Here is a 21780-nt window from a genome sequence, read left to right as displayed (position 1 = left end):
ACCCGAGCCGAAGGGTCCGACCGTCATGCCGCAAAGTTCAGGAACCAGCAGGGGAACCAGTCGCAGAGGGATCCTCTTCGGCGGCGCCGCCGTCTCCGCGACCGCCCTCCTCACCGCCTGCACCAGCAACGAGCCCGCGGGAAAGGAGGGGCCCGCCACCAACAACCAGCCCGCCGCCGACGACAAGCCGGGCAAGAAGGTCACCATCGGCTTCGCAGGACCGCAGGCCGACCACGGCTGGCTCAACGCGATCAACGTGAACGCCCGCGAGCGCGCCAAGAAGTACTCCGACGTCACCCTCGACATCACCGAGGGCTCCAACGACACAGCCGCCCAGATCGGCCAGATCCAGACCCTCATCAACAAGAAGGTCGACGTCCTGGTCATCCTCCCCACCGACGGCAAGGCCCTCACCCAGATCGGCCTCGCCGCCATGAAGGCGGGCATCCCGGTGGTCAACCTGGACCGGGTCTTCGCCTCCCAGCAGGCGTACCGCTGCTGGATCGGCGGCGACAACTATGGCATGGGCCTCAACGCCGGCCGCTACATCGGCGAACAGCTCAAGGACAAGCCGAACGCCAAGGTCATCGAGCTCGCCGGGGTCGACAGCCTCGAACTGACGAAACTCCGCACCCAGGGCTTCGACGACGCCCTCAAGAACTACCCGAACATCAAGAAGGTCGCCCGCCAGGCCGCCGACTTCACCGTGGAGTCGGGTCAGGCAAAGATGGCCCAACTCCTCCAAGCACAGCCGCAGTTCGACGCGATGTGGAACCACGACGACGACCAGGGAGTGGGCGCGCTGCGCGCCATCGCCCAGGCGGGCCGCAAGGACTTCCTGATGGTCGGCGGCGCGGGTGCCAAGTCCGCCATGGACGCCATCAAGGCCGGTACGGGAGTCCTCAAGGCCACCGTCCTCTACCCGCCGACCATGTCCGCATCGGCCATCGACCTGGCCCGTGCGCTCGGTCAGGGCAAGGGCGTCGGCGGCATGGCCGAGCTGGAGATCCCGGCCTCGGTGACCCTCTACTCGGCCGTCGTCACCAAGGACAACGTCGACGAGTACCTGCCCCAGGGCTTCAGCTGACCGCTGAGCGCACAAGGCCACTTCGTACGACGACGGACAAGGAGAGACCCGGATGGAAGCAACGGAACCCCCCACGCTCGGCGTCGGCATGGTCGGCTACGCCTTCATGGGCGCCGCCCACTCCCAGGGCTGGCGCACCGTGGGCCGGGTCTTCGACCTGCCCGCCCGCCCCGTGCTCGCAGCGGTCTGCGGACGCGACCGGAGCGCCGTGCGGGCGATGGCGGACCGGCACGGCTGGGCGGCGGCCGAGACCGACTGGCGGGCCCTGATCGCCAGGGACGACGTACACATCGTCGACATCTGCACCCCGGGCGACAGCCACGCCGAGATCGCGATCGCCGCACTGGAGGCGGGCAAGCACGTCCTGTGCGAAAAGCCGCTCGCCAATACGGTCGAGGAGGCGCAGTCGATGGAGTCCGCCGCCCAACTCGCCCGCTTACGGGGTCAGTTGTCGATGGTCGGCTTCAACTACCGCCGCGTGCCCGCCATCTCGTACGCCCGCACCCTTGTCGCCGAGGGCAGGATCGGCCCGCTGCGGCACGTGCGCGTCGCCTACCTCCAGGACTGGCTGGTCGACCCGCAGGCCCCGCTGACCTGGCGGCTCCGGCGCGACCGGGCGGGCTCGGGGGCGTTGGGCGACCTCGGCGCGCACATCGTGGACCTCGCGCAGTTCCTGGCGGGGGAGCCGGTAGTGGGGGTGTCCGCGCAGACCGAGACGTTCGTACGCTCACGGCCCTGGCCGGATCCGGGCGCGCCCGCCCCCCGGGGTGAGGTGACCGTCGACGACGCCGCGCTCTTCACCGGCCGGCTCGCCTCCGGGGCCCTCGCCTCCTTCGAGGCCACCCGGATGGCGGCGGGCCGCAAGAACTCGCTGCGCCTGGAACTCAACGGTGAGCGCGGCTCGTTGGCATTCGATCTGGAGCGGCTCAACGAGCTCTCCTTCCACGACCACACCGAGCCCGCCCAGTCCGCGGGCTTCCGCCGCATCCTCGTCACGGAACCCGGCCACCCCTACCTGGAGGCGTGGTGGCCGCCGGGCCACGCACTCGGCTACGAGCACACCTTCGTCCACCAGGCCCGCGACCTGCTCGAAGCCATCGCCACGGGAACCGACCCGCAACCGTCGTTCGCGGACGGCCTCCAGGTGCAGCGGGTGCTGGCCGCGGTGGAGGAGAGCGCGCAGAAGAACGCCGTCTACACGCCCGTCCCGCGCTGACCCGCTGACCCGCCATCCCGCCGACCAGGAGGCCCCTGACATGCCACGTCCCTTCACCCTCTTCACCGGCCAGTGGGCAGACCTGCCGCTGGAGCAAGTCTGCGCCTACGCCCGCGACTTCGGATACGACGGCCTCGAACTCGCCTGCTGGGGCGACCACTTCGAGGTCGACAAGGCGCTCGCCGACCCGTCCTACCTGGACTCCCGCCACGCCCTCCTCGACAAGTACGGCCTGAAGTGCTGGGCGATCTCCAACCACCTGGTCGGCCAGGCCGTCTGCGACAGCATCATCGACGAACGCCACCGGGCGATCCTGCCGTCCCGCATCTGGGGCGACGGCGAAGGGGAGGGCGTACGCCGCAGGGCCGCCGAGGAGATGGCCGACACGGCGCGCGCAGCCGGAGCCTTCGGAGTCCGTACGGTCGTCGGCTTCACCGGATCGTCCATCTGGCACCTGGTGGCGATGTTCCCCCCGGTCCCCGCCCACATGGTCGACCGGGGCTACGAGGACTTCGCCGCACGCTGGAACCCCGTACTCGACGTCTTCGACGCGGAGGGCGTCCGCTTCGCCCACGAGGTCCACCCCGGCGAGATCGCGTACGACTACTGGTCGGCCCATCGCGCGCTCGAAGCGGTCGGCCACCGCGCCGCCTTCGGCCTGAACTTCGACCCCTCGCACTTCGTCTGGCAGGACCTCGACCCGGTCGGCTTCCTGTACGACTTCCGTGACCGGATCTACCACGTCGACTGCAAGGAGGCCCGGACGCGGCTGGACGGCCGCAACGGCCGCCTCGGCTCGCACCTGCCGTGGGGCGACCCGCGCCGGGGCTGGGACTTCGTGTCGGCGGGGCACGGGGACGTCCCCTGGGAGGACGTGTTCCGGATGCTCCGCTCGATCTCGTACGAGGGCCCGGTCTCGGTCGAGTGGGAGGACGCGGGCATGGACCGCCTGTCGGGGGCGCCGGAGGCGCTCGCGCACTTGAAGCGGTTCGACTTCGACCCGCCCGGTGCGGCGTTCGACGCGGCGTTCGGAGGGGGATGAGCGGGCGGGGCGAGCCTCACGGGCCCCGGGCCGGTTGGCCTGTGCGGGTGCGTGGGGGCTGGTCGCGCAGTTCCCCGCGCCCCTGGCATCTCAGCCCGTCCGGCGTTTGAGGACGCGCGGACGCAGTCCGTGCACCGGGCGCAGCCCGGGACAGCAACCCCCCACCTGCGTACCCGCACACGCACTTTGTCCACGTCCTGGGCAAAGCCCAACTTCTTTGCCGCGCAAGCCCTTTCGGGCCCGTACAAACGGAGCTACCGTCCAGGTCGTGTACATGACATGAGGCCCCTGTCCCCCATGCAGGAGCCCCCACCCGTTCCGCCCGGCAATTCACCCCGGAGGATCCCGTGCACAGAAAGCGCTCCAGAAGCCGGAGAACCCACAGAGCCCGGCGATCCCTCGCCCTCCTCACCGGCACCGTCCTCGCCCTCACGGCCCCTCAGCTCGCCGCCGCGAAACCGACCCCCGCCCCCCGGGCCGCCGCCGAGGAGTTCCAGCAGGTCACCCTCGCCAAGGGAGCCGAGGAGACCGGCGAGCCCATGTCGCTCGCCGTCCTCCCGGACCGCACCGTCCTGCACACGTCCCGCAACGGCGAACTCCGCGCCACCGACGCGGCGGGCAACACCCGCATCGCAGGCAAGATCCCCGTCTACTCCCACGACGAGGAGGGCCTCCAGGGCATCGCCCTGGACCCCGACTTCGCCCAGAACAAGGCGCTGTACCTCTACTACGCCCCACCCCTCGGCACCCCCGCAGGCGACGCCCCCGAAACCGGCACCGCCGCCGACTTCGCCAGGTTCGACGGCGTGAACCGGCTCTCCCGCTTCACCCTCAAGGCGGACGGCACCCTCGACAACGCCAGCGAGAAGAAGGTCGTCGACATCCCCGCGACCCGTGGCATCTGCTGCCACGTGGGCGGCGACATCGACTTCGACGCCGCGGGAAACCTCTACCTCTCCACCGGCGACGACTCCAACCCCTTCGCCTCCGACGGCTTCACCCCCATCGACGAACGCCCCGGCCGCAACCCCGCGTTCGACGCCCGCCGCTCCTCCGGCAACACCAACGACCTGCGCGGCAAGATCCTCCGCATCAAGGTCGCCGACGACGGCTCGTACACCGTCCCCGCGGGCAACCTCTTCGCCCCGGGCACGGCCAGGACCCGCCCCGAGATCTACGCGATGGGCTTCCGCAACCCGTTCCGCTTCAGCGTCGACAAGAAGACCGGCATCCTCTACGTCGGTGACTACGGCCCGGACGCCGGCGCCGCCGACCCCCAGCGCGGCCCGGCCGGACAGGTCGAATTCGCCCGCGTCACCAAGCCCGGAAACTTCGGCTGGCCCTTCTGCACAGGCAACAACCAGCCCTACGTCGACTACGACTTCGCGACGAAGACCTCCGGCGCCGCCTTCGACTGCGCGGCCCCCAAGAACGACTCGCCGCACAACACCGGCCTCGTCGACCTCCCGCCGGCCCAGGCGGCCTGGATCCCGTACGACGGCGGCTCGGTGCCCGAGTTCGGCACCGGCTCGGAGTCCCCGATGGGCGGCCCGGTCTACCGCTACGACGCGAACCTCGACTCCCCGGTGAAGTTCCCCGAGGCGTACGAAGGCGACTTCTTCGCCACCGAGTTCGGCCGCCGCTGGATCAAGCGGATCGAGCAGGGCGAGGACGGCACCGTCCAGAAGATCAACCCGTTCCCGTGGACCGGCACCCAGGTCATGGACAGCGCCTTCGGCCCCGACGGCGCGCTGTACGTCCTCGACTACGGCACCGCCTGGTTCGGCGGCGACGAGAACTCGGCGCTGTACCGGATCGAGAACGCCACCGGCGGACGCTCCCCGGCCGCCGTCGCCACCGCGAACAAGACCTCGGGACAGGCCCCGCTGAAGGTCGCGTTCTCCTCGGCGGGCACCACCGACGCCGACGGCGACACCCTCACGTACAGCTGGAACTTCGGTGACGGCACGCCCCCCTCGACGGAGCCCAACCCCACCCACACGTACAAGAAGAACGGCACGTACACGGCGACCGTGACGGCGAAGGACCCGACGGGCCGCACCGGATCGGCGAGCGCGCACGTCGTCGTCGGCAACACCGCACCCAAGGTGACGCTCGAACTCCCCGCCGAGGGAACGCTGTTCAGCTTCGGCGACGAGATCCCCTTCAAGGTGAAGGTGACCGACGCCGAGGACGGCGCGGGCGGCAAGCCGATCGACTGCACCAAGGTGAAGGTCACGTACATCCTCGGCCACGACAGCCACGGCCACCCGATCACCTCGGCCAACGGCTGCTCCGGCGCCATCAAGACCTCGTCCGACGGCGGCCACGACCCGAACGCCAACATCTTCGGAGTCTTCGACGCCGAGTACACGGACGCGGGCGGCGGCGGCCAGGCCCCGCTGACCAGCCACGACCAGGCCCAGATCCAGCCCAGGCACCGGCAGGCCGAGCACTTCAACGGCCAGTTCGGGATCAAGGTCCACGACAAGGCGGCGGCGCACGGCGGCAAGACCGTCGGCGACATCGACAACGACGACTGGATCTCCTTCAAGCCCTACCACCTCACCGGCTCCACCAAGCTCACCGCGCGCATCTCCTCCGGCGGCGCGGGCGGCTTCCTCGAAGTCCGTACCGGATCCGCGAAGGGCCCGATCCTCGGCTCGGCGCCGATCCCGGTGACCGGCGGCTGGGAGACCTTCCAGGACGTCGACGTACCGCTGCGCAACGTCCCCAGGAAGACCACCGAGCTCTTCCTCGTCTTCAAGGGCGGCCCCGGCGCGCTCTACGACCTCGACGACTTCGCACTGTCGAACAGCGCACCGGACAAGACGGCCAAGCGGGTCCTGGTCTTCTCCAAGACCGGCGGATTCCGCCACGACTCGATCCCCGAGGGCGTCGCCGCTCTGAAGGAGCTGGGCAGGAGCAGCAACATCACCGTCGACTCCACCGAAGAAGCGGCCCAGTTCACCACCAGCAACCTGGCCCGCTACGACGCCGTGGTCTTCATGTCCACGACGGGCGAGGTCCTGGGCGCGGACCAGCAGAAGGCCTTCGAGAACTACATCCGCACCGGCGGCGGCTACGTCGGCGTCCACGCAGCCGCCGACACCGAGTACGAATGGCCCTTCTACGGCGGACTCGTCGGCGCGTACTTCGCCTCCCACCCGCAGATCCAGAAGGCGACCGTCCGGACCGAGGACAAGAAGCACCCCGCCACCGCACACCTCGGCGACGCCGTCGAGCGCACCGACGAGTGGTACAACTACCGCACCAACCCCCGGGGCAAGGCCCGCGTCCTCGCCACGCTCGACGAGACGACGTACACCGGCGGCACCATGAAGGGCGACCACCCGATCGCCTGGTGCCAGACGTACGAGGGTGGCCGGTCCTTCTACACCGGCGGCGGCCACACCAAGGAGTCGTACGCCGAACCGGCCTTCCGCCAGCACCTGTTGGGCGGACTGCGCTACGCGGCAGGACAGGTCAAGGCCGACTGCAAGCCGCAGACCGGCCACCGGCCGCTCTTCAACGGCAGGACCCTCGAAGGCTTCAAGCAGGCGGGACCCGGCAAGTTCGACGTCGTCGACGGCGAGCTGCGCTCCGACGGCGGCATGGGCCTCCTCTGGTACCAGGCCAAGGAGTTCAAGTCGTACTCCCTGAAGCTCGACTGGAAGATGACCGGCGACGACAACTCCGGTGTGTTCGTGGGCTTCCCGGCATCCGACGACCCGTGGTCGGCGGTCACCAAGGGGTACGAGATCCAGATCGACGCCACCGACGCACCGGACCGCACCACCGGATCCGTCTACTCCTTCAAGTCCGCGAACCTGAAGGAACGCGACCGGGTGCTGCGCCCGCCGGGCCAGTGGAACAGCTACGAGATCCGGGTCCAGGGCGAACGTCTGCAGATCTTCCTCAACGGAGCGAAGATCAACGACTTCACCAACACGGACCCGGCCCGCAGTCTCAAGGACGGCCACTTCGGCCTCCAGAACCACGGGCCGGGCGACCGGGTGTCCTTCCGCGACATCCAGCTGAAGGAACTGCCCTCCTAGCAGGTCCGTGTTGCCGCTGATGCCGCAACACAGGCGGCGGGAGGGGCACTTCGCCTCTCCCGCCGCCCTCGCCACACGCCTCAACACCCCAGCCGTGCTTCAGCGCAGGGAGGCTCCGCCGTGCCCACAGATGCCGTACGCAACTCTCCTGACCCGGACCGCTACGGCGATTCGGCCCGCATGGGCGATTCGGCCCGCACCGGCGATTCGGTCCGCACCGGCGTCTGGTTCGTCGGCGCACGCGGATCGGTCGCGACCACTGCCGTCGCGGGCTGCGCGGCGACGGCGGCGGGCCTGCACCCGCCGACCGGAATGGTGACCGAGACCGCCCCCTTCGCGGAATCCGGCCTGCCGCCCCTCACCTCCCTGGTCTTCGGCGGCCACGACACGGCGAGCTGCCCGTTGCCCAAACGGGCCGAGGACCTGGAGGCCGGCGGCGTCCTGCCGCACGGCCTGACCGCCGCCGTGCGCGCCGAACTGACGCCGCAGACGCGGAGATCAGGCCCGGAGGGCCGCTGCCGGGCGACACCCGAACGGACACGGGGCTGATCGCCGCCTTCGCGTCGGACATCACCGACTTCCGCACCCGGCACGCACTGGCGCGAGTGGTCGTCGTGAACGTCTCCTCGACCGAACCGGCCCCCTCCGCTTCCGCTTCCGCCTCCGCCTCCCCCTCCGCCTCCGACGCAGCCCTCCCGCCCAGCTCCCTCTATGCGGCGGCAGCCATCCGCGCCGGCTGCCCGTACGTCAACTTCACCCCCTCCACGGGCCTGTACGCCCCCGCCCTGGCCGCGGAACTGGCCGCGAGCGGACTGCCGTACGCGGGCCGCGACGGCAAGACCGGCCAGACCCTCCTACGGGCGGTCCTCGCCCCGATGTTCGTCCAGCGCGCACTGTCCGTACGTGCCTGGTCGGGTACGAACCTGCTCGGCGGCGGCGACGGAGCGGCCCTCGCCGACCCGGCAGCGGCGGCGGCGAAGAACGCGGGCAAGACCCGCGTCCTCATCGACGCCCTCGGCCGGCTCCCGCAGGGCGAAGTCCACATCGACGAGGTCCCCGCACTCGGCGACTGGAAGACGGCCTGGGACCACATCGCCTTCGAGGGCTTCCTCGGCGCCCGCATGACACTCCAAACCACCTGGCAGGGCTGCGACTCGGCCCTCGCCGCACCCCTGGTCCTGGACCTGGCCCGAATCCTCGCCCGCGCCCACGAACGCGGCATCCCGGGCCCCCTCCCCGCCCTCGCCTTCTACTTCAAGGACCCGGACGGCGCAGGCTCGGCGTCCCTGGCCGACCAGTACGCGGACCTGCTCGCCTTCGGCGCGGCGCTGGGCGGGGGAGCGGCATGACGAATCCCCCCGGAGCAGATGTGCGCGCCTGGCTCGAACTGCTCCGCGTATCAGCCCTGTTGACCGTCCCCGGCGATGCACTCGCCGGAGCGGCGGCGCTCTCCGTACGCCCCAACAGGGGTACGGCACTGGCGCTCGCCTCCTCCCTCTGCCTGTACGAGGCGGGTATGGCCCTCAACGACTGGGCGGACCGCGCCGAGGACGCGCAGGACCGCCCGCACCGCCCGATCCCCTCGGGCCGGATCACCCCGTCGGCGGCCCTCTCGGCGGCCTGCACCCTGTCGGCGGCAGGCCTCTTCCTCGCCTCGCGCGCGGGCCGCCCCGCACTCGCCGCGGCGACGGCGGTCACCGCGACCGTCTGGGCCTACGACCTGAAGCTCAAGCACACGGCACTGGGCCCGGCGACGATGGCGACGGCGCGGGCACTGGACCTGCTGATGGGGGCGGTGGCGACGGGGGCTGCCGCCCCGGGTGCCACCCCTCCGGAGGCTTCGGTTGCGAGCCCGGGTGCCACCCGCGCGGAGGCTGCGGTTGCGGGTTCGGCAGGACGGAGCCCTTCCCGTCCGGCCACGCGGGGGCCGGGACCCTCCCGCCGGGGGACTGCCGGCACCTGGCACCTCCCCTGGGGCCTGGCCGACGCCCTGTCCGCTGCGACCGTGCTCGGAGCCCACACCTACGGGGTGACGGAGCTGTCCCGCCACGAGGTGCAGGGAGGCTCAACGACTGCGCCACTGACTGCACTTGGGGCAGCGGCGACCATTGCGGCGGTCCTGCCCCGCAGGCCGGGGGACGGCGCGGGGCTGGGCGGGAGCGATCGGGGTGGGATGCGGCCGGGAGCTGCCCGGAGGGGCGGGGCCCGCCTTGACGGGGCCCGGCAGGCGTCCGTCCGCGAGAGCGCGGGCGGCGGGGGCGGCGGGGTCCGGCAGGGGGCCGTCCGCCGGGGTCCGGTCCGACAGGCGGTTGTCCGTCGGGGTGTGGTCCGGCCGGGGGCCGTCCGCGAGGGTGCGGGCGGCTGGGATCCGGTCCGACAGGAGGCCTTCCGCCGGGGCGCGGTCCGGCAGGGGGTCGTCCCGGGGGTTGCCGCCTCGGGGCGTGGCGTCGCATCCGGCCGCATTCTGGTCTGCGCTCTCGCTGCGGCCTACCTCCGTACCGTCGGCCGCCCCCTGCTCCATGCCGCGCTCAACCCGTCCCCGCCCCTCACGCAGCGCGCGGTCGGCGGCGGCATCCGCGCCATGATCCCGCTCCAGGCCGCACTGGCGGCCAGGTCCGGAGCCCCCGGCGCAGGGGTGGCACTGCTGGTCCTGGCACCTCTGGCCCGTCGCCTCGCGCGAAAGGTGAGCCCCACATGAAGCCGGTGGAAGACCTCCCCGGGCAGTCCGTCCAGGACTGGGCCCAGCGGCCGGTCCGGCAGCCCGGGCCCGAATCGGCCCGGCAACCCGTCCGGCACCCCGGGGCGCTCTCCGCCCCGAACCCCCACCGCACACCCCTCCGCTTCGGCTACGGAACCAACGGCCTCACCGACCTCCGCCTGTACGACGCGCTGGCGCTCCTCGCGGACCTCGGTTACGACGGCGTGGGCCTCACGCTCGACCATATGCACCTCGACCCGATGTCCCCAGAACTGCCGTCTCTCACAGCCAAGTTGGCGACACGTCTGGACAGGCTCGGCCTCACCGTCACCGTCGAGACCGGCGCCCGCTACGTCCTGGACCCACGCCGCAAGCACGGCCCGACCCTCCTCGACGCCGACCCCGCCGACAGGTCCGCCCGTGCCGACCTGCTCCGTACGGCAGTGCGGGTGGGTGCGGAACTGGGTGCCCACGCCGTGCACTGCTTCAGCGGTACGCTCCCGGCCCGCACGCCGCCCGATGTCGCGTGGCTGCGGCTGGCAGCCGCCATGGCTCCGGTGGTCGAAGCGGCCACGGCGGCCCGCGTCCCCCTGGCCGTCGAGCCGGAACCCGGCCACCTCCTCGCCACGCTCGCCGACTTCCACCGCCTCCGCCACGCCCTCGGCGACCCGCAGCACCTCGGCCTCACCCTCGACATCGGCCACTGCCAGTGCCTGGAAGCGGTCTCGCCCGCCGACTGCGTACGGGAGGCGGCGCCCTGGCTGCGCCACGTACAGATCGAGGACATGCGCCGAGGAGTGCACGAGCACCTGCCCTTCGGCGAGGGCGAGATCGACTTCCCGCCCGTACTGGCCGCACTGGAGGCGGCCGGATACCAGGGCCTGACAGTGGTCGAACTGCCCCGCCACTCCCACGCGGGCCCCGAGCTGGCGCGCGGTTCACGGGAGTTCCTGCGCGAGGCGACGGCGGGGCTCCACCGGCCGGCCACCCGGCCGACACAGCCGTCCGGCACCCCCGCACCGGCGCACGCGAAAGGCACACCGTGACGACCGTCCCCGCCGACAGCCCCACCGTGCTCAGGGAAGCCCTCGAAGTCCACCTCGGCGGCGCGGCCAGGGCCTGGCTCCACGAAGCCCTGGCCGAAGCAGCGGCTGCCGCGGCACGCCGCACGCGGGGGACGGAGGGCCCACCAGCACCATCGCGGCGGCGGAATGCGTACCGCGCCAACCTCCCCACCTGGGAGACCCGCTTCGCAGAAGCAGGCCGCCACTGCCGCACCAGCGGCCCCCTCACCGAGGCGGCCCCCACATCCAACGACCCCGCCGGTCCCGCCACCGCCGCCCGCATCCTCCTCCTCTGCGCCGCCCGCGCCGACCGCTCCACCACCCACCGCCTCTACACCCACGGCACGGCCGCCGAGCGCAGAGCCGTGCTGCTGGCGCTGCCGTACCTCGGCCACGCCCGCGACGGATCCGCCCTGCCGCTCGTGGAGGACGCGCTCCGTACCCACGACACCCGCCTGGTCGCCGCCGCGCTCGGCCCGTACGCCGCACATCACCTGGATCCGCACGCCTGGCGGCACGCCGTCCTCAAGTGCCTCTTCACGGGAGTCCCCGTGGACACCGTCCACGCCCTGGCCCGCAGAGCCCGGGGCGACGGCGAACTCGCCCACATGCTCACCGACTACGCCGCCGAACGCACCGCCGCCGGCCGCCCCGTCCCCGCCGACCTGCACCGAGTCCTCGCCCTCACCGCCCAGGCCCCCGCTCCACAGGCTGCCGCCCCCGTTGCCGAGGCCCCCTCGGAGGAGTCCTGATGCGCCTCTTCGACCCGCACATCCACATGACCTCCCGCACCACCGACGACTACGAGGCGATGTACGCCGCCGGGGTCCGCGCGGTCGTCGAGCCGTCCTTCTGGCTCGGCCAGCCCCGCACCTCGCCCGCCAGCTTCTTCGACTACTTCGACGGTCTCCTCGGCTGGGAACCCTTCCGCGCGGCCCAGCACGGCATCGCCCACCACTGCACGCTCGCCCTCAACCCCAAGGAGGCGAACGACCCCCGCTGCACCCCCGTCCTCGACGAACTGCCCCGCTACCTGGTCAAGGACTCCGTGGTCGCCGTCGGCGAGATCGGCTACGACTCGATGACCCCGGCCGAGGACCACGCCTTCGCCGCCCAGCTCCAACTCGCCGCCGCACACGGCCTGCCCGCGCTCGTGCACACCCCGCACCGCGACAAGCACGCGGGCCTGCACCGCACCCTCGACGTCGTACGCGAATCGCACCTCCCTCCGGACCGGGTCCTCCTCGACCACCTCAATGAGACAACCGTAAAGGCCGCCTCCGACAGTGGCTGCTGGCTCGGCTTCTCCCTCTACCCGGACACCAAGATGGACGAGGACCGGATGGTCGCGATCATCAAGGAGCACGGCACGGACCGCATCCTGGTCAACTCCGCGGCGGACTGGGGGAGGAGCGATCCCCTCAAGACCCGCAAGGCCGCCGACGCGCTGCTCGCCGCGGGGTTCTCCGCCGACGACGTGGACCTGGTCATGTGGCGCAACCCCGCCGCCTTCTACGGCCTCAGCGGTCGGCTCGACCTGACGGCGCCCGCCGCCCCACCGCTCCTCCACGAGGGCAACTCCATCCTCCGCGGCGGCGAGTAGAGCCCCACCGCACGGCACCCCACCCCCCCCACCCCGGCACCGGAAGGGGACGACACCCCACATGCGCTTCCGCCACCCGGACGGTTCGACCGTCCACCTTGCGTACTGCACCAACGTCCACCCCGCCGAGACCCTCGACGGCGTAGTGGCCCAGCTCCGCGAGCACTGCGAGCCCGTACGCAAACGCCTCGGCAGGGACCGCCTGGGCATCGGCCTGTGGCTGGCCAGGGACGCCGCACGCACCTTGGCCGGCGATCCGGCGGCCCTTCGCGGCCTGCGCTCCGCACTCGACCGGCGCGGCCTCGAAGTCGTCACCCTCAACGGCTTCCCGTACGAGGGCTTCGGCGCCCAAGAGGTCAAGTACCGCGTCTACAAGCCGGATTGGACCGACCCGGAACGCCTCTCCTACACCACCACACTGGCCCGCCTCCTCGCCGCACTCCTCCCGGACGACGTGACGGAGGGCAGCATTTCCACGCTCCCGCTGGCCTGGCGCACCCCGTACGACCGGCACCCCACCGCCGCGACCACGGCCCGCACCGCCCTCACGACGCTCGCGGAACGCCTCGACGCCCTCGAAGAGCTGACCGGCAAATCCATCCGCATCGGCCTGGAACCGGAACCCGGCTGCACCATCGAAACCACCGCCGACACCATCGGCCCGCTGACCACGCTCGCCAGCCCCCGCATCGGCATCTGCGTGGACACCTGCCACCTCGCCACGTCCTTCGAAGACCCGGCCACCGCCCTGTCCGCCCTGACCACCGCGAACATCCCCATCGCCAAGGCCCAACTCTCAGCCGCCCTGCACGCCGAAGACCCCCAACTCCCCGAAGTCCGCACCGCCCTCTCCCACTTCGCCGAACCCCGCTTCCTCCACCAAACCCGCACCCCCACCCACCCCCCGGCAAAGCCCGCCGCCCACCTCGGCGCGGCGACCGATGCCGGTCCTGGCGCGGCGACCGGCGCCCGTCCTGCCTCGGCGACCGGCGCCCGTCCTGCCGCGGCGGCCGACGCTCACCCTGCCGTGTCCGCCACGACTCACCCTGCGGTCGCCGCCACCCCTTGCTTTCCTGGGACGACCGAGGCTGATCCTCCTGTGACAGTCGATGCCCGCCCTGCCGTGGCGGCCCCCGCCTGCATTGCCGAGGCGGCCACGCCCCACCCTCCGGCGCAGACCGAGCCTCCCGTGGCCACCACCACCCTCCCTCCGGTAGCCACCACCCGCCCTCCCGACCCCAACCCCGCTCAAGTCCCCGCAGCGCTTGAGGTTCCCCGGCACCCCACGGCCCCCGCCCTCCCTCCGAATCCGCCGCTCCACACCCTCCTCGGCACCGACGACCTTCCCGAAGCCCTCACCACCACCGCCCTCCCCACCACCACCCCCTGGCGAGCTCACTTCCACGTCCCCCTCCACACCTCACCCGCCCCACCCCTCACCTCCACCCTCGCTGTCCTCCAGGACGCCCTGACCCACCTCATGGCCCACCCCTCCGGCCACCCCCTCACCCCTCATCTGGAGGTCGAGACCTACACCTGGCAAGCCCTCCCGCCCGAGCTCCGCCCCCGCTCCCGCGCCCAACTCGCCGACGGCATCGCCGCCGAACTCGCCCTCGCCCGCGACCTCCTGACAGACCTGGGCCTCAAGGAGCTCCCATGACCCCACAGATCCCACAGCCCGCACTGCCGCCCACCGATCCCACTCCCGCCCCGGCCAACACCCCAGCCCCGACTTCGCCCCCCGCATCCACCCCCGCAGCCACTCCCATCCCCCTCCTCGTCCTGGACGTCGTAGGCCTCACGCCCCGACTCCTCGACCACATGCCCCGCCTCGGAAGGCTCGCCCGCACCGGCTCCCAAGCCCCCCTCACCACCGTCCTCCCCGCCGTCACGTGCTCCGCCCAGTCCACCTTCCTCACCGGCACCACCCCCGCCGAACACGGCATCGTCGGCAACGGCTGGTACTTCCGCGAACTCGGCGAAGTCCTCCTCTGGCGCCAGCACAACGGCCTGGTCTCCGGCGACAAGGTCTGGGACGCCGCCCGCCGCACCCACCCCCACTACACCGTCGCCAACATCTGCTGGTGGTACGCGATGGGCGCCGACACCGACATCACCGTCACGCCCCGCCCCGTCTACTACGCCGACGGCCGCAAGGAACCGGACTGCTACACCCGCCCCCCGTCCCTCCACGACGAACTGACCGAGAAGCTCGGCACGTTCCCCCTCTTCCACTTCTGGGGCCCGGGCGCCGACCTCACCTCCTCTCGCTGGATCGTCGGCGCAACCCGCCACATCCTCCGTACGAACCACCCCGACCTGGCCCTCTGTTACCTCCCGCACCTCGACTACGACCTCCAGCGCTACGGCCCCGACGACCCCCGCGCCCACCGCGCGGCAGCCGACCTGGACGAGGTCGTGGCGCCCCTTCTGGACGAGGCCGAGGCCGAGGGACGTACCGTCGTCGCTCTCTCCGAGTACGGCATCACCCGCGTCTCGCGCGCCGTCGACATCAACCGGGCCCTGCGCCGCGCCGGCCTGATCGAGGTCCACACGCAGGACGGCATGGAGTACCTGGACCCCATGACCTCACGGGCGTTCGCCGTCGCCGACCACCAGATCGCCCACGTCTACGTACGCCGCCCCGAAGACCTCGACGCGGCCCGGGCCGCGCTCGCAGGGCTCGACGGAATCGCCGAACTCCTCGACGACGAGGGCAAGAAGGCCCACGGCCTCGACCATCCCCGCTCCGGCGAACTGGTCGCCGTCGCCGCCCCGGACGCCTGGTTCACGTACTACTACTGGCTCGACGACGCCCGCGCCCCGGACTTCGCCCAGCTCGTCGAGATCCACCGCAAGCCCGGCTACGACCCCGTCGAGCTCTTCCTCGACCCCCTCGACCCGTACGTACGACTCAGGGCAGCCGCCGCGGTCGCCCGCAAGAAACTCGGCATGCGCTACCGGATGGCCGTCGTCCCCCTGGACCCGACACCCGTCCGCGGCAGCCACGGCCGCCTCCCCGCGAGCGACGACGAAGGTCCGCTCATCCTCTGCTCCACCCCCCACGCACTCGCCGGCCGCACCGCGGCCACCGAAGTGAAGGCCCTGCTGCTCCACCTGGCGGGCCTGACCTGACACCCGCCCCACACCCACACCCACAGCTGCACGAGGAGCCCGCATGCCCCGCAACACCAGCAAGGCCAACGACTCCGAGGTCGCCGAGCTCACCCACCGCCTCTCCAGACGGAACATGCTCGGAGTGGCCGCCGGAGCCACCGCCGCCGCACTCCTGGGCGCCGCCGCGGCCCCGCCGGCAGCAGCCGCCGAAGCCCAGGAAGCCTCCCGCGACAAGGGCCGTGGCGGCCGGCCCGTACTCCCGCCCGGCCGCCTCGGCATCCAGCTCTACTCCCTGCGCGACAAGGTCGCGACCCTCGGTTTCGCGAAGGTCTTCGCCGAGCTGGCGCTCTACGGCTACGACGAGGTCGAGTACGCCGGCTACACCCAGGGCTCGGCCGGCCCCCTCACCCTGCCCGAGCTCCGCCGCCTCACCCGCGACCACGGCCTGCGCGGCATCGGCAGCCACGTCGGCTACTACGACGACAACAACCCCCACGCCTACACCTTCGCCCAGAACCTCGACAAGGTCCTCGACGACGCCCAGACCCTCGGCCTCCAGCACATCGGCACCGCGTCGGGCCCCTGGCGCTACGGCACGACGGTCGACGGCTGGAAGCGCTGCGCCGAGGAGTTCAACACGTACGGCGAAGCGGCCCGCCAGCGCGGCATGAAGTTCTACCAGCACAACCACGCCGAGGAATTCTCCTTCGCCACCGACAGGCCCGGGACCCGCCTCTACGACGTCCTCCTCGCCGAGACCGACCCCCGCCTCGTGCACCTGGAGATGGACATCTACTGGGCGTACGCAGCCCAGTTCCGCTTCTCGAAGAGGGCCGACGGCACCCCCGCCCCCTTCGACCCGCTCGACTACGTGCTCAAGCAGCCCCACCGCTACCCGCTCTTCCACGTCAAGGACGGCGAGCACGACGCCGCATCCCGCGACGGCTATCGGATGACCGACGTCGGTGACGGCGACATCGACTACAAGCGCTTCATCTCCGCGGTCAACCGCACCCACCACGGCCGCCGCGACCACCACTGGCAGGCCGAACACGACAACCCCACCGACGCCTTCGCCTTCGCCCGGAAGTCCAGCGCCCACCTGCACTCCCTGCGCGAACGCGGCCACTGACGCGCCGCCACTGACGCGCAGCCGCGCGTGCGCGGTCCCCTCGGGCGGTCCCGTCAGTCGGTCCCACCCGGGGGCCCCTTACCCGGACCCCTCACCCGGGCCCCTCACCCGGACCCCTCACCCGGACCCCTCACCCTGGCCCCTCACCCTGGCCCCTCACCCTGGCCCTCACCCGATCCCCTGACGGTCGGCCGTGAGCGCGAACTCCCGCTCGGCGGCATCCGGCACCGTCCGCTCCACCGTCTCCACGAGGAGCGCACGGTGCCGGAGCAGGACCTCCCGCCGCCCCTCGGGCGCGAGCAGCAAGAGGTCCTCGATGCCCGCCATCATCCGACGCGACACCTGCGGGTTGCCCACCACCGCCCCACGGATCTCACTCAGCCCCAGGTCCACCAGGGGCGCCCACCCCGGAACGTCCTGCACGAACCGCACGGCCCCGTCCGCGTCCCGGTGCCGCAGCGCCCCCAGCGGCAGCTCCACGGCCACCGACAGGAACTGCACGATCCGGTCGAGCGCCTGCACGGCCGTCGTCGGATCGTTCACCGCGGGCGACAGTGCGCGCAGTGCGATGTCCGCCAACTGCCGCAGCCCGAACCCGAGATCCTGGTGGAAGGTCCGCTCCACCCCGACCGACACCGAGTACCGCAACGCCTTCCGGGACACCGCCCCCTCACCGTGCACGGCGATCACAGGAGTCCCCGGCACCACGAAGTCCCCGATCCGCGGAATCAACCGCAGCACCACACCCCGCCGCCGCGCCACCCGCACCAGCCGCGCGATGTGCACGTCCCGCAGCACCCCGGCCCGCCCCTGGTGCGCGAACCTGGCCGTCTCCTGCCCGAGCGCGATGTCCTCCTCGCTCTGCCGCTCCTGCTTCCTCAGCAGAGCCAGGGACTCCCGGCTGATCCGGTCGATGACATGGCTGACCCGCATCAGCCGCAGCGTCGAGTTCACGTACACGATGAACAGCAGCAGGCTCAGACCGACCATCACCATGGTCAGCACGCTCTGCACCAGTGGCACCGTGCTCACCAGCCGGGGGTCACCCTCGCCGTCGTACGCGGCCATGACCAGCAACGACAGTACGAACGTCGCGAGGAAGACGGCGAACGTCAGCTTCGTGATCCGACTCCGCACGAAGATCCGCACCACCCGCGGGCTGAACTGCCCGCTGGCCATCTGCACGGCCACCAGCGAAATGCTGAAGACCACACCGATGAACGTGAGCATCGCCGAGCTGACCGTCGTGATGATCGTCTTGGCATCCTCGGCATACCCGATCAGCATGGCGATGCCGTCGTAGTCCCCCTCCTGCCGCATGAGCTCGACGATCTCCGCGTCCACGGCGGACGCCGCCCACCACAGCACGGCCACCCCCACCAGCCCGGCCGTCGGGGCGAACCAGAAGGTGTCCCGCAGATGCTCGCGCAGCGGCGAGAGAGCCCGTGGCCTGCGAGAGCGCGAACCGCTTGGAGTACTCACCCCGCCGAAACTAGGCCGCACCGCGCCCCCTGGGCGGGCACCCCTCCGCATGCCACCTCAGTCGTACGTACAACGGTCCTCCGGCCCGACCCGTACGGCCCAACGGCCCCGAGGACGTCTCGTGCACGAGGAAGACCACCGGCGGCGACCGCCCCGCCAGGGCCACCCACCGCCACGATCTCTACTGCGCGTACACGCCGCGCAACACCCTGTGCGCAGGGCGGCGCGGCGACGTCCGGATCACCTCCAGCAAGCCAGCCGCAGGTCACTGACCACGCCAAACGCAGGTGAAACCCACCCCGAACCCCTGGTATTGTTTTCCATGTCGGAACGGGCCAGCGCAAAACAGCCCCGAACGACAGACACCTTGTCCGGGTGGCGGAATGGCAGACGCGCTAGCTTGAGGTGCTAGTGCCCTTTATCGGGCGTGGGGGTTCAAGTCCCCCCTCGGACACCAGCTAAGACCCCACTTCACGTGGGGTTTTCTGCTTTTCCGGGCTGTCACACACGGCCCACGCCCCGTGGTGCGACACCCACCGCCCCGGCCAGGCCCTACCCGCGCCCTGGGCCGCCGTCCCCGTGCCCTGCTCGGTCCGATCGCGTGAGCCGGGGCTGTCCGGGCCTCAGCTCCGTGCGGGGCGTCTGAATCTCCGAGAATTCAAGCCTGGTCCGCCTGCTCCTCCGCCCCCGGGACGGGGTCGTCCGCGAAGGTGGGGGCGACAGCGGTGCGGAGGCGGTCGATGAATTCGCTTTCGCGGGTGGCGAACTGGGGGTATTCGTCGGCGAAGTGGTTCCACTCGACGTACTGGAGGGCCTCGTCCAGGTGGGTGCCGAGGACCCGCTCGTGCGCGGGTTCGGGCCACTCGCCCCCCACGCGGAAGACCTCCTGCAACAGGGCGTTCGGCAGCGGGTGGTGTTCTGCCAGGAGGGTCGCGTCGTACAGGTCCTTGCCCTGGGCGTAGCCGTCGACGACGAGCCACATCACCTTCCAGGCCAGGGACAGCGCGGGGGAGGCCGCGTACAGCAGGTCCCGGGAGGGGAGGGGGATCGGCTCCGGCGGCTCGGGAAGGGACTCGCCGAAGACGAAGTCGAGCTGGAGCCAGCCGCCGGGGGTGCCCGGCGCGCTCCAGGGCAGCATCATGCGGCGGCCCGGGACCCGTTCGTAGGTCCAGATGTCCTCGTACACGGCTCCGGCGGCGTCGATCCGCAGGCCGTCCGAGCGGGACGAGGCGCTCTGTTCGGCGGCTTCGGCGACGCCGGACAGGAGGGTGGCGGTGCGCGTCTCGGACATGTCCCACGAGGAGGGGACGACCACGAAGTCCAGGTCGCCCGGCTCGCGCGCCACCTCGCCGAACCACAGAGCCATCAGCATGCTGCCGCGCAGCACCAGCGACCGCGCCCACGGCGAGGCGGCCACGCCGTCCCTGACCGTGGTCAGCGCCTGCGACCTGGCGCTCTGCCAGGCACGGGTGGCATCAGGGGTGCGGAAGACGGGGTCCAAGGCCCGGTAGGCGTTGGGGAATTGCTTGAGCGCCGGATCGAAGACCGCCTTCTGCACGGCCTCGGCATCCATCACCCGCAGCAGCGTGCGCGGGAACCCGCTCTCGGCGCGCGACCAGCTCGGCAGGTCGTGCAGGGGCCACTGCTGCGGTGGCGGGCCGCTCTCCGGTGTGCCGTGTTCCGCGTTCATGGCGCCAGCCACCCTTCGTCCAGTTCCGGTCCACTGTCGAGCAGGACGTACTCCCGCTCGACGTCGATCACGTCGTACGAGGCCAGCTCCGCGAGCAAGCCGTCCAGGGCGTGTGCGGCGCGGTCGTCGCCCACGTCGTGGCAACGCTGTGTGACGAAGCGTTCCTGCCGGCCGTCGGGACGTTGTCTCCGCGCGTTCCGGGAGACGTGAGCACCGTGGCGTTCGGCCAGCGCGACGAGGGCGCTCCGGTCGTACGAGCTGGGCAGCAGCAGCTTCACGTGGTGCTCGAAGTGGCGTCCGGTCCCGGCGCCGGGCCGTGCCGCCGATGCCCCGGCGTCGTCCTGCGGCACCTCCACCGCCCAGGGTGCGCACTCCACCTTCCAGCGGGCGACCACGAACCCGTCGTCGGTCAGGCACGCCACTGTCCCGCGTACGGCGGCGGCCTCCGCCTCGTACGTCGGTCGCGTGCCGCGCAGCGTCAGCATGGGCTGGTCCGGGGTCCGGCCCCGGGACAGTGCGATGTGGGTGAACTTCACGCTGTCCCGGCGCGCGTCCGCCCAGAGTTCCAGCCTGCGCAGTTCGTCACCGTCGCACAGCACGGTCAGATGGCTCTCGTACACCGGCACAGCATGCCGTACCGGTGTACGAGAGGGCACGCGGATATGTGTTGCCGCGTCCGCCGCACCCCGTCGGTTACCGAGGGCTCTGCCACTCCAGCGGATTGGACACCTTCACCCCGTGGCTCGCGAAGTCGAGGGTGATCAGGTCGCCGTCTTCGAGGCGGAATCCGCCGTGGAAGCTGCTGCGGTCGGCGCCGATGAACACGTAGTGCGTACGGCCCGGGTGGTGCAGGGAGCCGTAGGCGAACAGGCGGCGCATCATCGTGTCGAGGTCGTAGTGGAGTGCGTCCGTGCCGGTGGTGAACGAGCCCTTCCAGGCCGGTGTTCCGGCCCGCTCGACGGTGACCTCGCCGGTCACCGAGCGGGGCGGTTCGCCGAGGTGGAGCCAGGGTGCGACGGCCGTGTCGCAGAGTTTGGCGTACGAGAGGTGTCCGGCGTGCTGCTTGAAGCGGCCGATGTCGGTGAGGTCGTTGCCGAACGTGTAGCCGATGTAGTGGGATTCGCCCTGCTCGTCGTCGACGTAGACGAGGACGACCTCCGCCTCCTCGGTGACGGTCACGGCGTCGCCGGGAACGGAAAGGGGGGCGCCCGGGACTTTCAGGACGTTCCCGAGGCCCTTGACGAACCAGTTGGGCTGGTCGGGCACCGCGGCGTCGGCCTTGACGTGGTGGGTCATCATGAAGCCGCTGACCAGCGCGTCCCCGATGTGTTCCGGGAGCAGCGGCGGCCTCATCCGTACCTGGGGGACGTTCGCGGCCGGCACGTCGAGCGCGGGTCCCGCAGCGGCGAGTGCGTCGCGGAGGGCGGTCTCGTCACCTCCGGACCGTTGCAGCAGCACGCGCAGGTCGGCTTCGCCCAAGGGGTGCAGACGCAGGGGCGCCCCGTCCTGGGGGACACCGAGGCCGACGTAGCGCCGATGGTCGTAGGTGCACTCGAAGAGCACGGTCACGGCAGGAACCTCCTGGAGGAAT

At 71.5% G+C, this 21780-nt stretch carries 15 protein-coding genes, 1 tRNA gene and 1 pseudogene; 13 read left to right on the top strand and 4 right to left on the bottom strand.

Annotated features, from left to right (window positions below):
* The first annotated feature begins 25 nt into the window (after positions 1-25).
* The 12 genes and pseudogenes from ACWGIG_RS02330 (at position 26) to ACWGIG_RS02275 (ending at position 17017) form a co-directional block, all read left to right on the top strand.
* On the top strand, positions 26-1087 hold the full coding sequence (locus ACWGIG_RS02330) for a substrate-binding domain-containing protein (protein ID WP_453319593.1): 1062 nt from the start codon (positions 26-28) through the stop codon (positions 1085-1087).
* 52 nt (positions 1088-1139) lie between these two features.
* Positions 1140-2303 (top strand): Gfo/Idh/MocA family protein, encoded by a 1164-nt coding sequence (locus ACWGIG_RS02325; protein ID WP_453319592.1) that lies wholly within the window; start codon positions 1140-1142, stop codon positions 2301-2303.
* A 40-nt stretch (positions 2304-2343) separates the two neighbouring features.
* Positions 2344-3345, top strand: a complete 1002-nt coding sequence (locus ACWGIG_RS02320; protein WP_453319591.1) for a sugar phosphate isomerase/epimerase family protein — start codon at positions 2344-2346, stop codon at positions 3343-3345.
* Positions 3346-3692: 347 nt separating this feature from the next.
* The gene (locus tag ACWGIG_RS02315; RefSeq protein ID WP_453319590.1) at positions 3693-7403 is read left to right on the top strand and encodes a ThuA domain-containing protein; all 3711 of its coding nucleotides are present in this window, start codon (positions 3693-3695) and stop codon (positions 7401-7403) included.
* Positions 7404-7583: 180 nt separating this feature from the next.
* Positions 7584-8752, top strand: a pseudogene (locus ACWGIG_RS02310) (inositol-3-phosphate synthase).
* The gene (locus tag ACWGIG_RS02305; protein ID WP_453319589.1) at positions 8749-10101 is read left to right on the top strand and encodes an SCO3242 family prenyltransferase; all 1353 of its coding nucleotides are present in this window, start codon (positions 8749-8751) and stop codon (positions 10099-10101) included. Before ACWGIG_RS02310 ends, ACWGIG_RS02305 begins: the two are co-directional and overlap by 4 nt.
* Entirely contained in the window at positions 10098-11147 is a 1050-nt protein-coding gene (locus ACWGIG_RS02300) for a sugar phosphate isomerase/epimerase family protein (protein ID WP_453319588.1), read from the top strand. Before ACWGIG_RS02305 ends, ACWGIG_RS02300 begins: the two co-directional genes overlap by 4 nt.
* Entirely contained in the window at positions 11144-11917 is a 774-nt protein-coding gene (locus tag ACWGIG_RS02295; protein WP_453319587.1) for an EboA domain-containing protein, read from the top strand. The genes ACWGIG_RS02300 and ACWGIG_RS02295 overlap by 4 nt, the downstream gene beginning before the upstream one ends.
* Positions 11917-12768, top strand: a complete 852-nt coding sequence (locus ACWGIG_RS02290; RefSeq protein WP_453319586.1) for a TatD family hydrolase — start codon at positions 11917-11919, stop codon at positions 12766-12768. The genes ACWGIG_RS02295 and ACWGIG_RS02290 overlap by 1 nt, the downstream gene beginning before the upstream one ends.
* 61 nt (positions 12769-12829) lie before the next feature.
* Positions 12830-14428 (top strand): metabolite traffic protein EboE, encoded by a 1599-nt coding sequence (gene eboE / locus ACWGIG_RS02285; protein WP_453319585.1) that lies wholly within the window; start codon positions 12830-12832, stop codon positions 14426-14428.
* The gene (locus ACWGIG_RS02280; RefSeq protein ID WP_453319584.1) at positions 14425-15903 is read left to right on the top strand and encodes an alkaline phosphatase family protein; all 1479 of its coding nucleotides are present in this window, start codon (positions 14425-14427) and stop codon (positions 15901-15903) included. The genes eboE and ACWGIG_RS02280 overlap by 4 nt, the downstream gene beginning before the upstream one ends.
* A gap of 43 nt (positions 15904-15946) precedes the next feature.
* Positions 15947-17017, top strand: a complete 1071-nt coding sequence (locus ACWGIG_RS02275; RefSeq protein WP_453319583.1) for a sugar phosphate isomerase/epimerase family protein — start codon at positions 15947-15949, stop codon at positions 17015-17017.
* Between the two features lie 168 nt (positions 17018-17185).
* Here the strand turns inward: ACWGIG_RS02275 and ACWGIG_RS02270 are convergent, their stop codons facing one another.
* Positions 17186-18499, bottom strand: a complete 1314-nt coding sequence (locus tag ACWGIG_RS02270) for a DUF2254 domain-containing protein (protein WP_453319582.1) — start codon at positions 18497-18499, stop codon at positions 17186-17188.
* A 369-nt stretch (positions 18500-18868) separates the two neighbouring features.
* On the opposite strand from ACWGIG_RS02270, the gene ACWGIG_RS02265 reads away from it, so the two are divergent.
* Positions 18869-18956, top strand: a tRNA-Leu gene (locus ACWGIG_RS02265).
* A gap of 201 nt (positions 18957-19157) precedes the next feature.
* Here the strand turns inward: ACWGIG_RS02265 and ACWGIG_RS02260 are convergent.
* The 3 genes from ACWGIG_RS02260 to ACWGIG_RS02250 form a co-directional block, all read right to left on the bottom strand.
* Positions 19158-20189 carry a nucleotidyl transferase AbiEii/AbiGii toxin family protein gene (locus ACWGIG_RS02260; RefSeq protein ID WP_453319581.1) on the bottom strand — a complete coding sequence of 344 codons (1032 nt, stop codon included), beginning with the start codon at positions 20187-20189 and terminating at the stop codon, positions 19158-19160.
* Positions 20186-20809, bottom strand: coding sequence for a hypothetical protein (locus ACWGIG_RS02255; RefSeq protein ID WP_453319580.1), 624 nt, complete (start codon positions 20807-20809; stop codon positions 20186-20188). Before ACWGIG_RS02255 ends, ACWGIG_RS02260 begins: the two co-directional genes overlap by 4 nt.
* A 73-nt stretch (positions 20810-20882) precedes the next feature.
* Positions 20883-21758 carry an FAH family protein gene (locus tag ACWGIG_RS02250; RefSeq protein WP_453319579.1) on the bottom strand — a complete coding sequence of 292 codons (876 nt, stop codon included), beginning with the start codon at positions 21756-21758 and terminating at the stop codon, positions 20883-20885.
* Between the last annotated feature and the right edge of the window lie 22 nt (positions 21759-21780).

Source organism: Streptomyces sp. NPDC054863, from assembly GCF_053610825.1.
The sequence above is the reverse complement of the archived record's forward strand: the minus strand, read 5'-3'. Positions and strand labels throughout refer to the sequence as shown.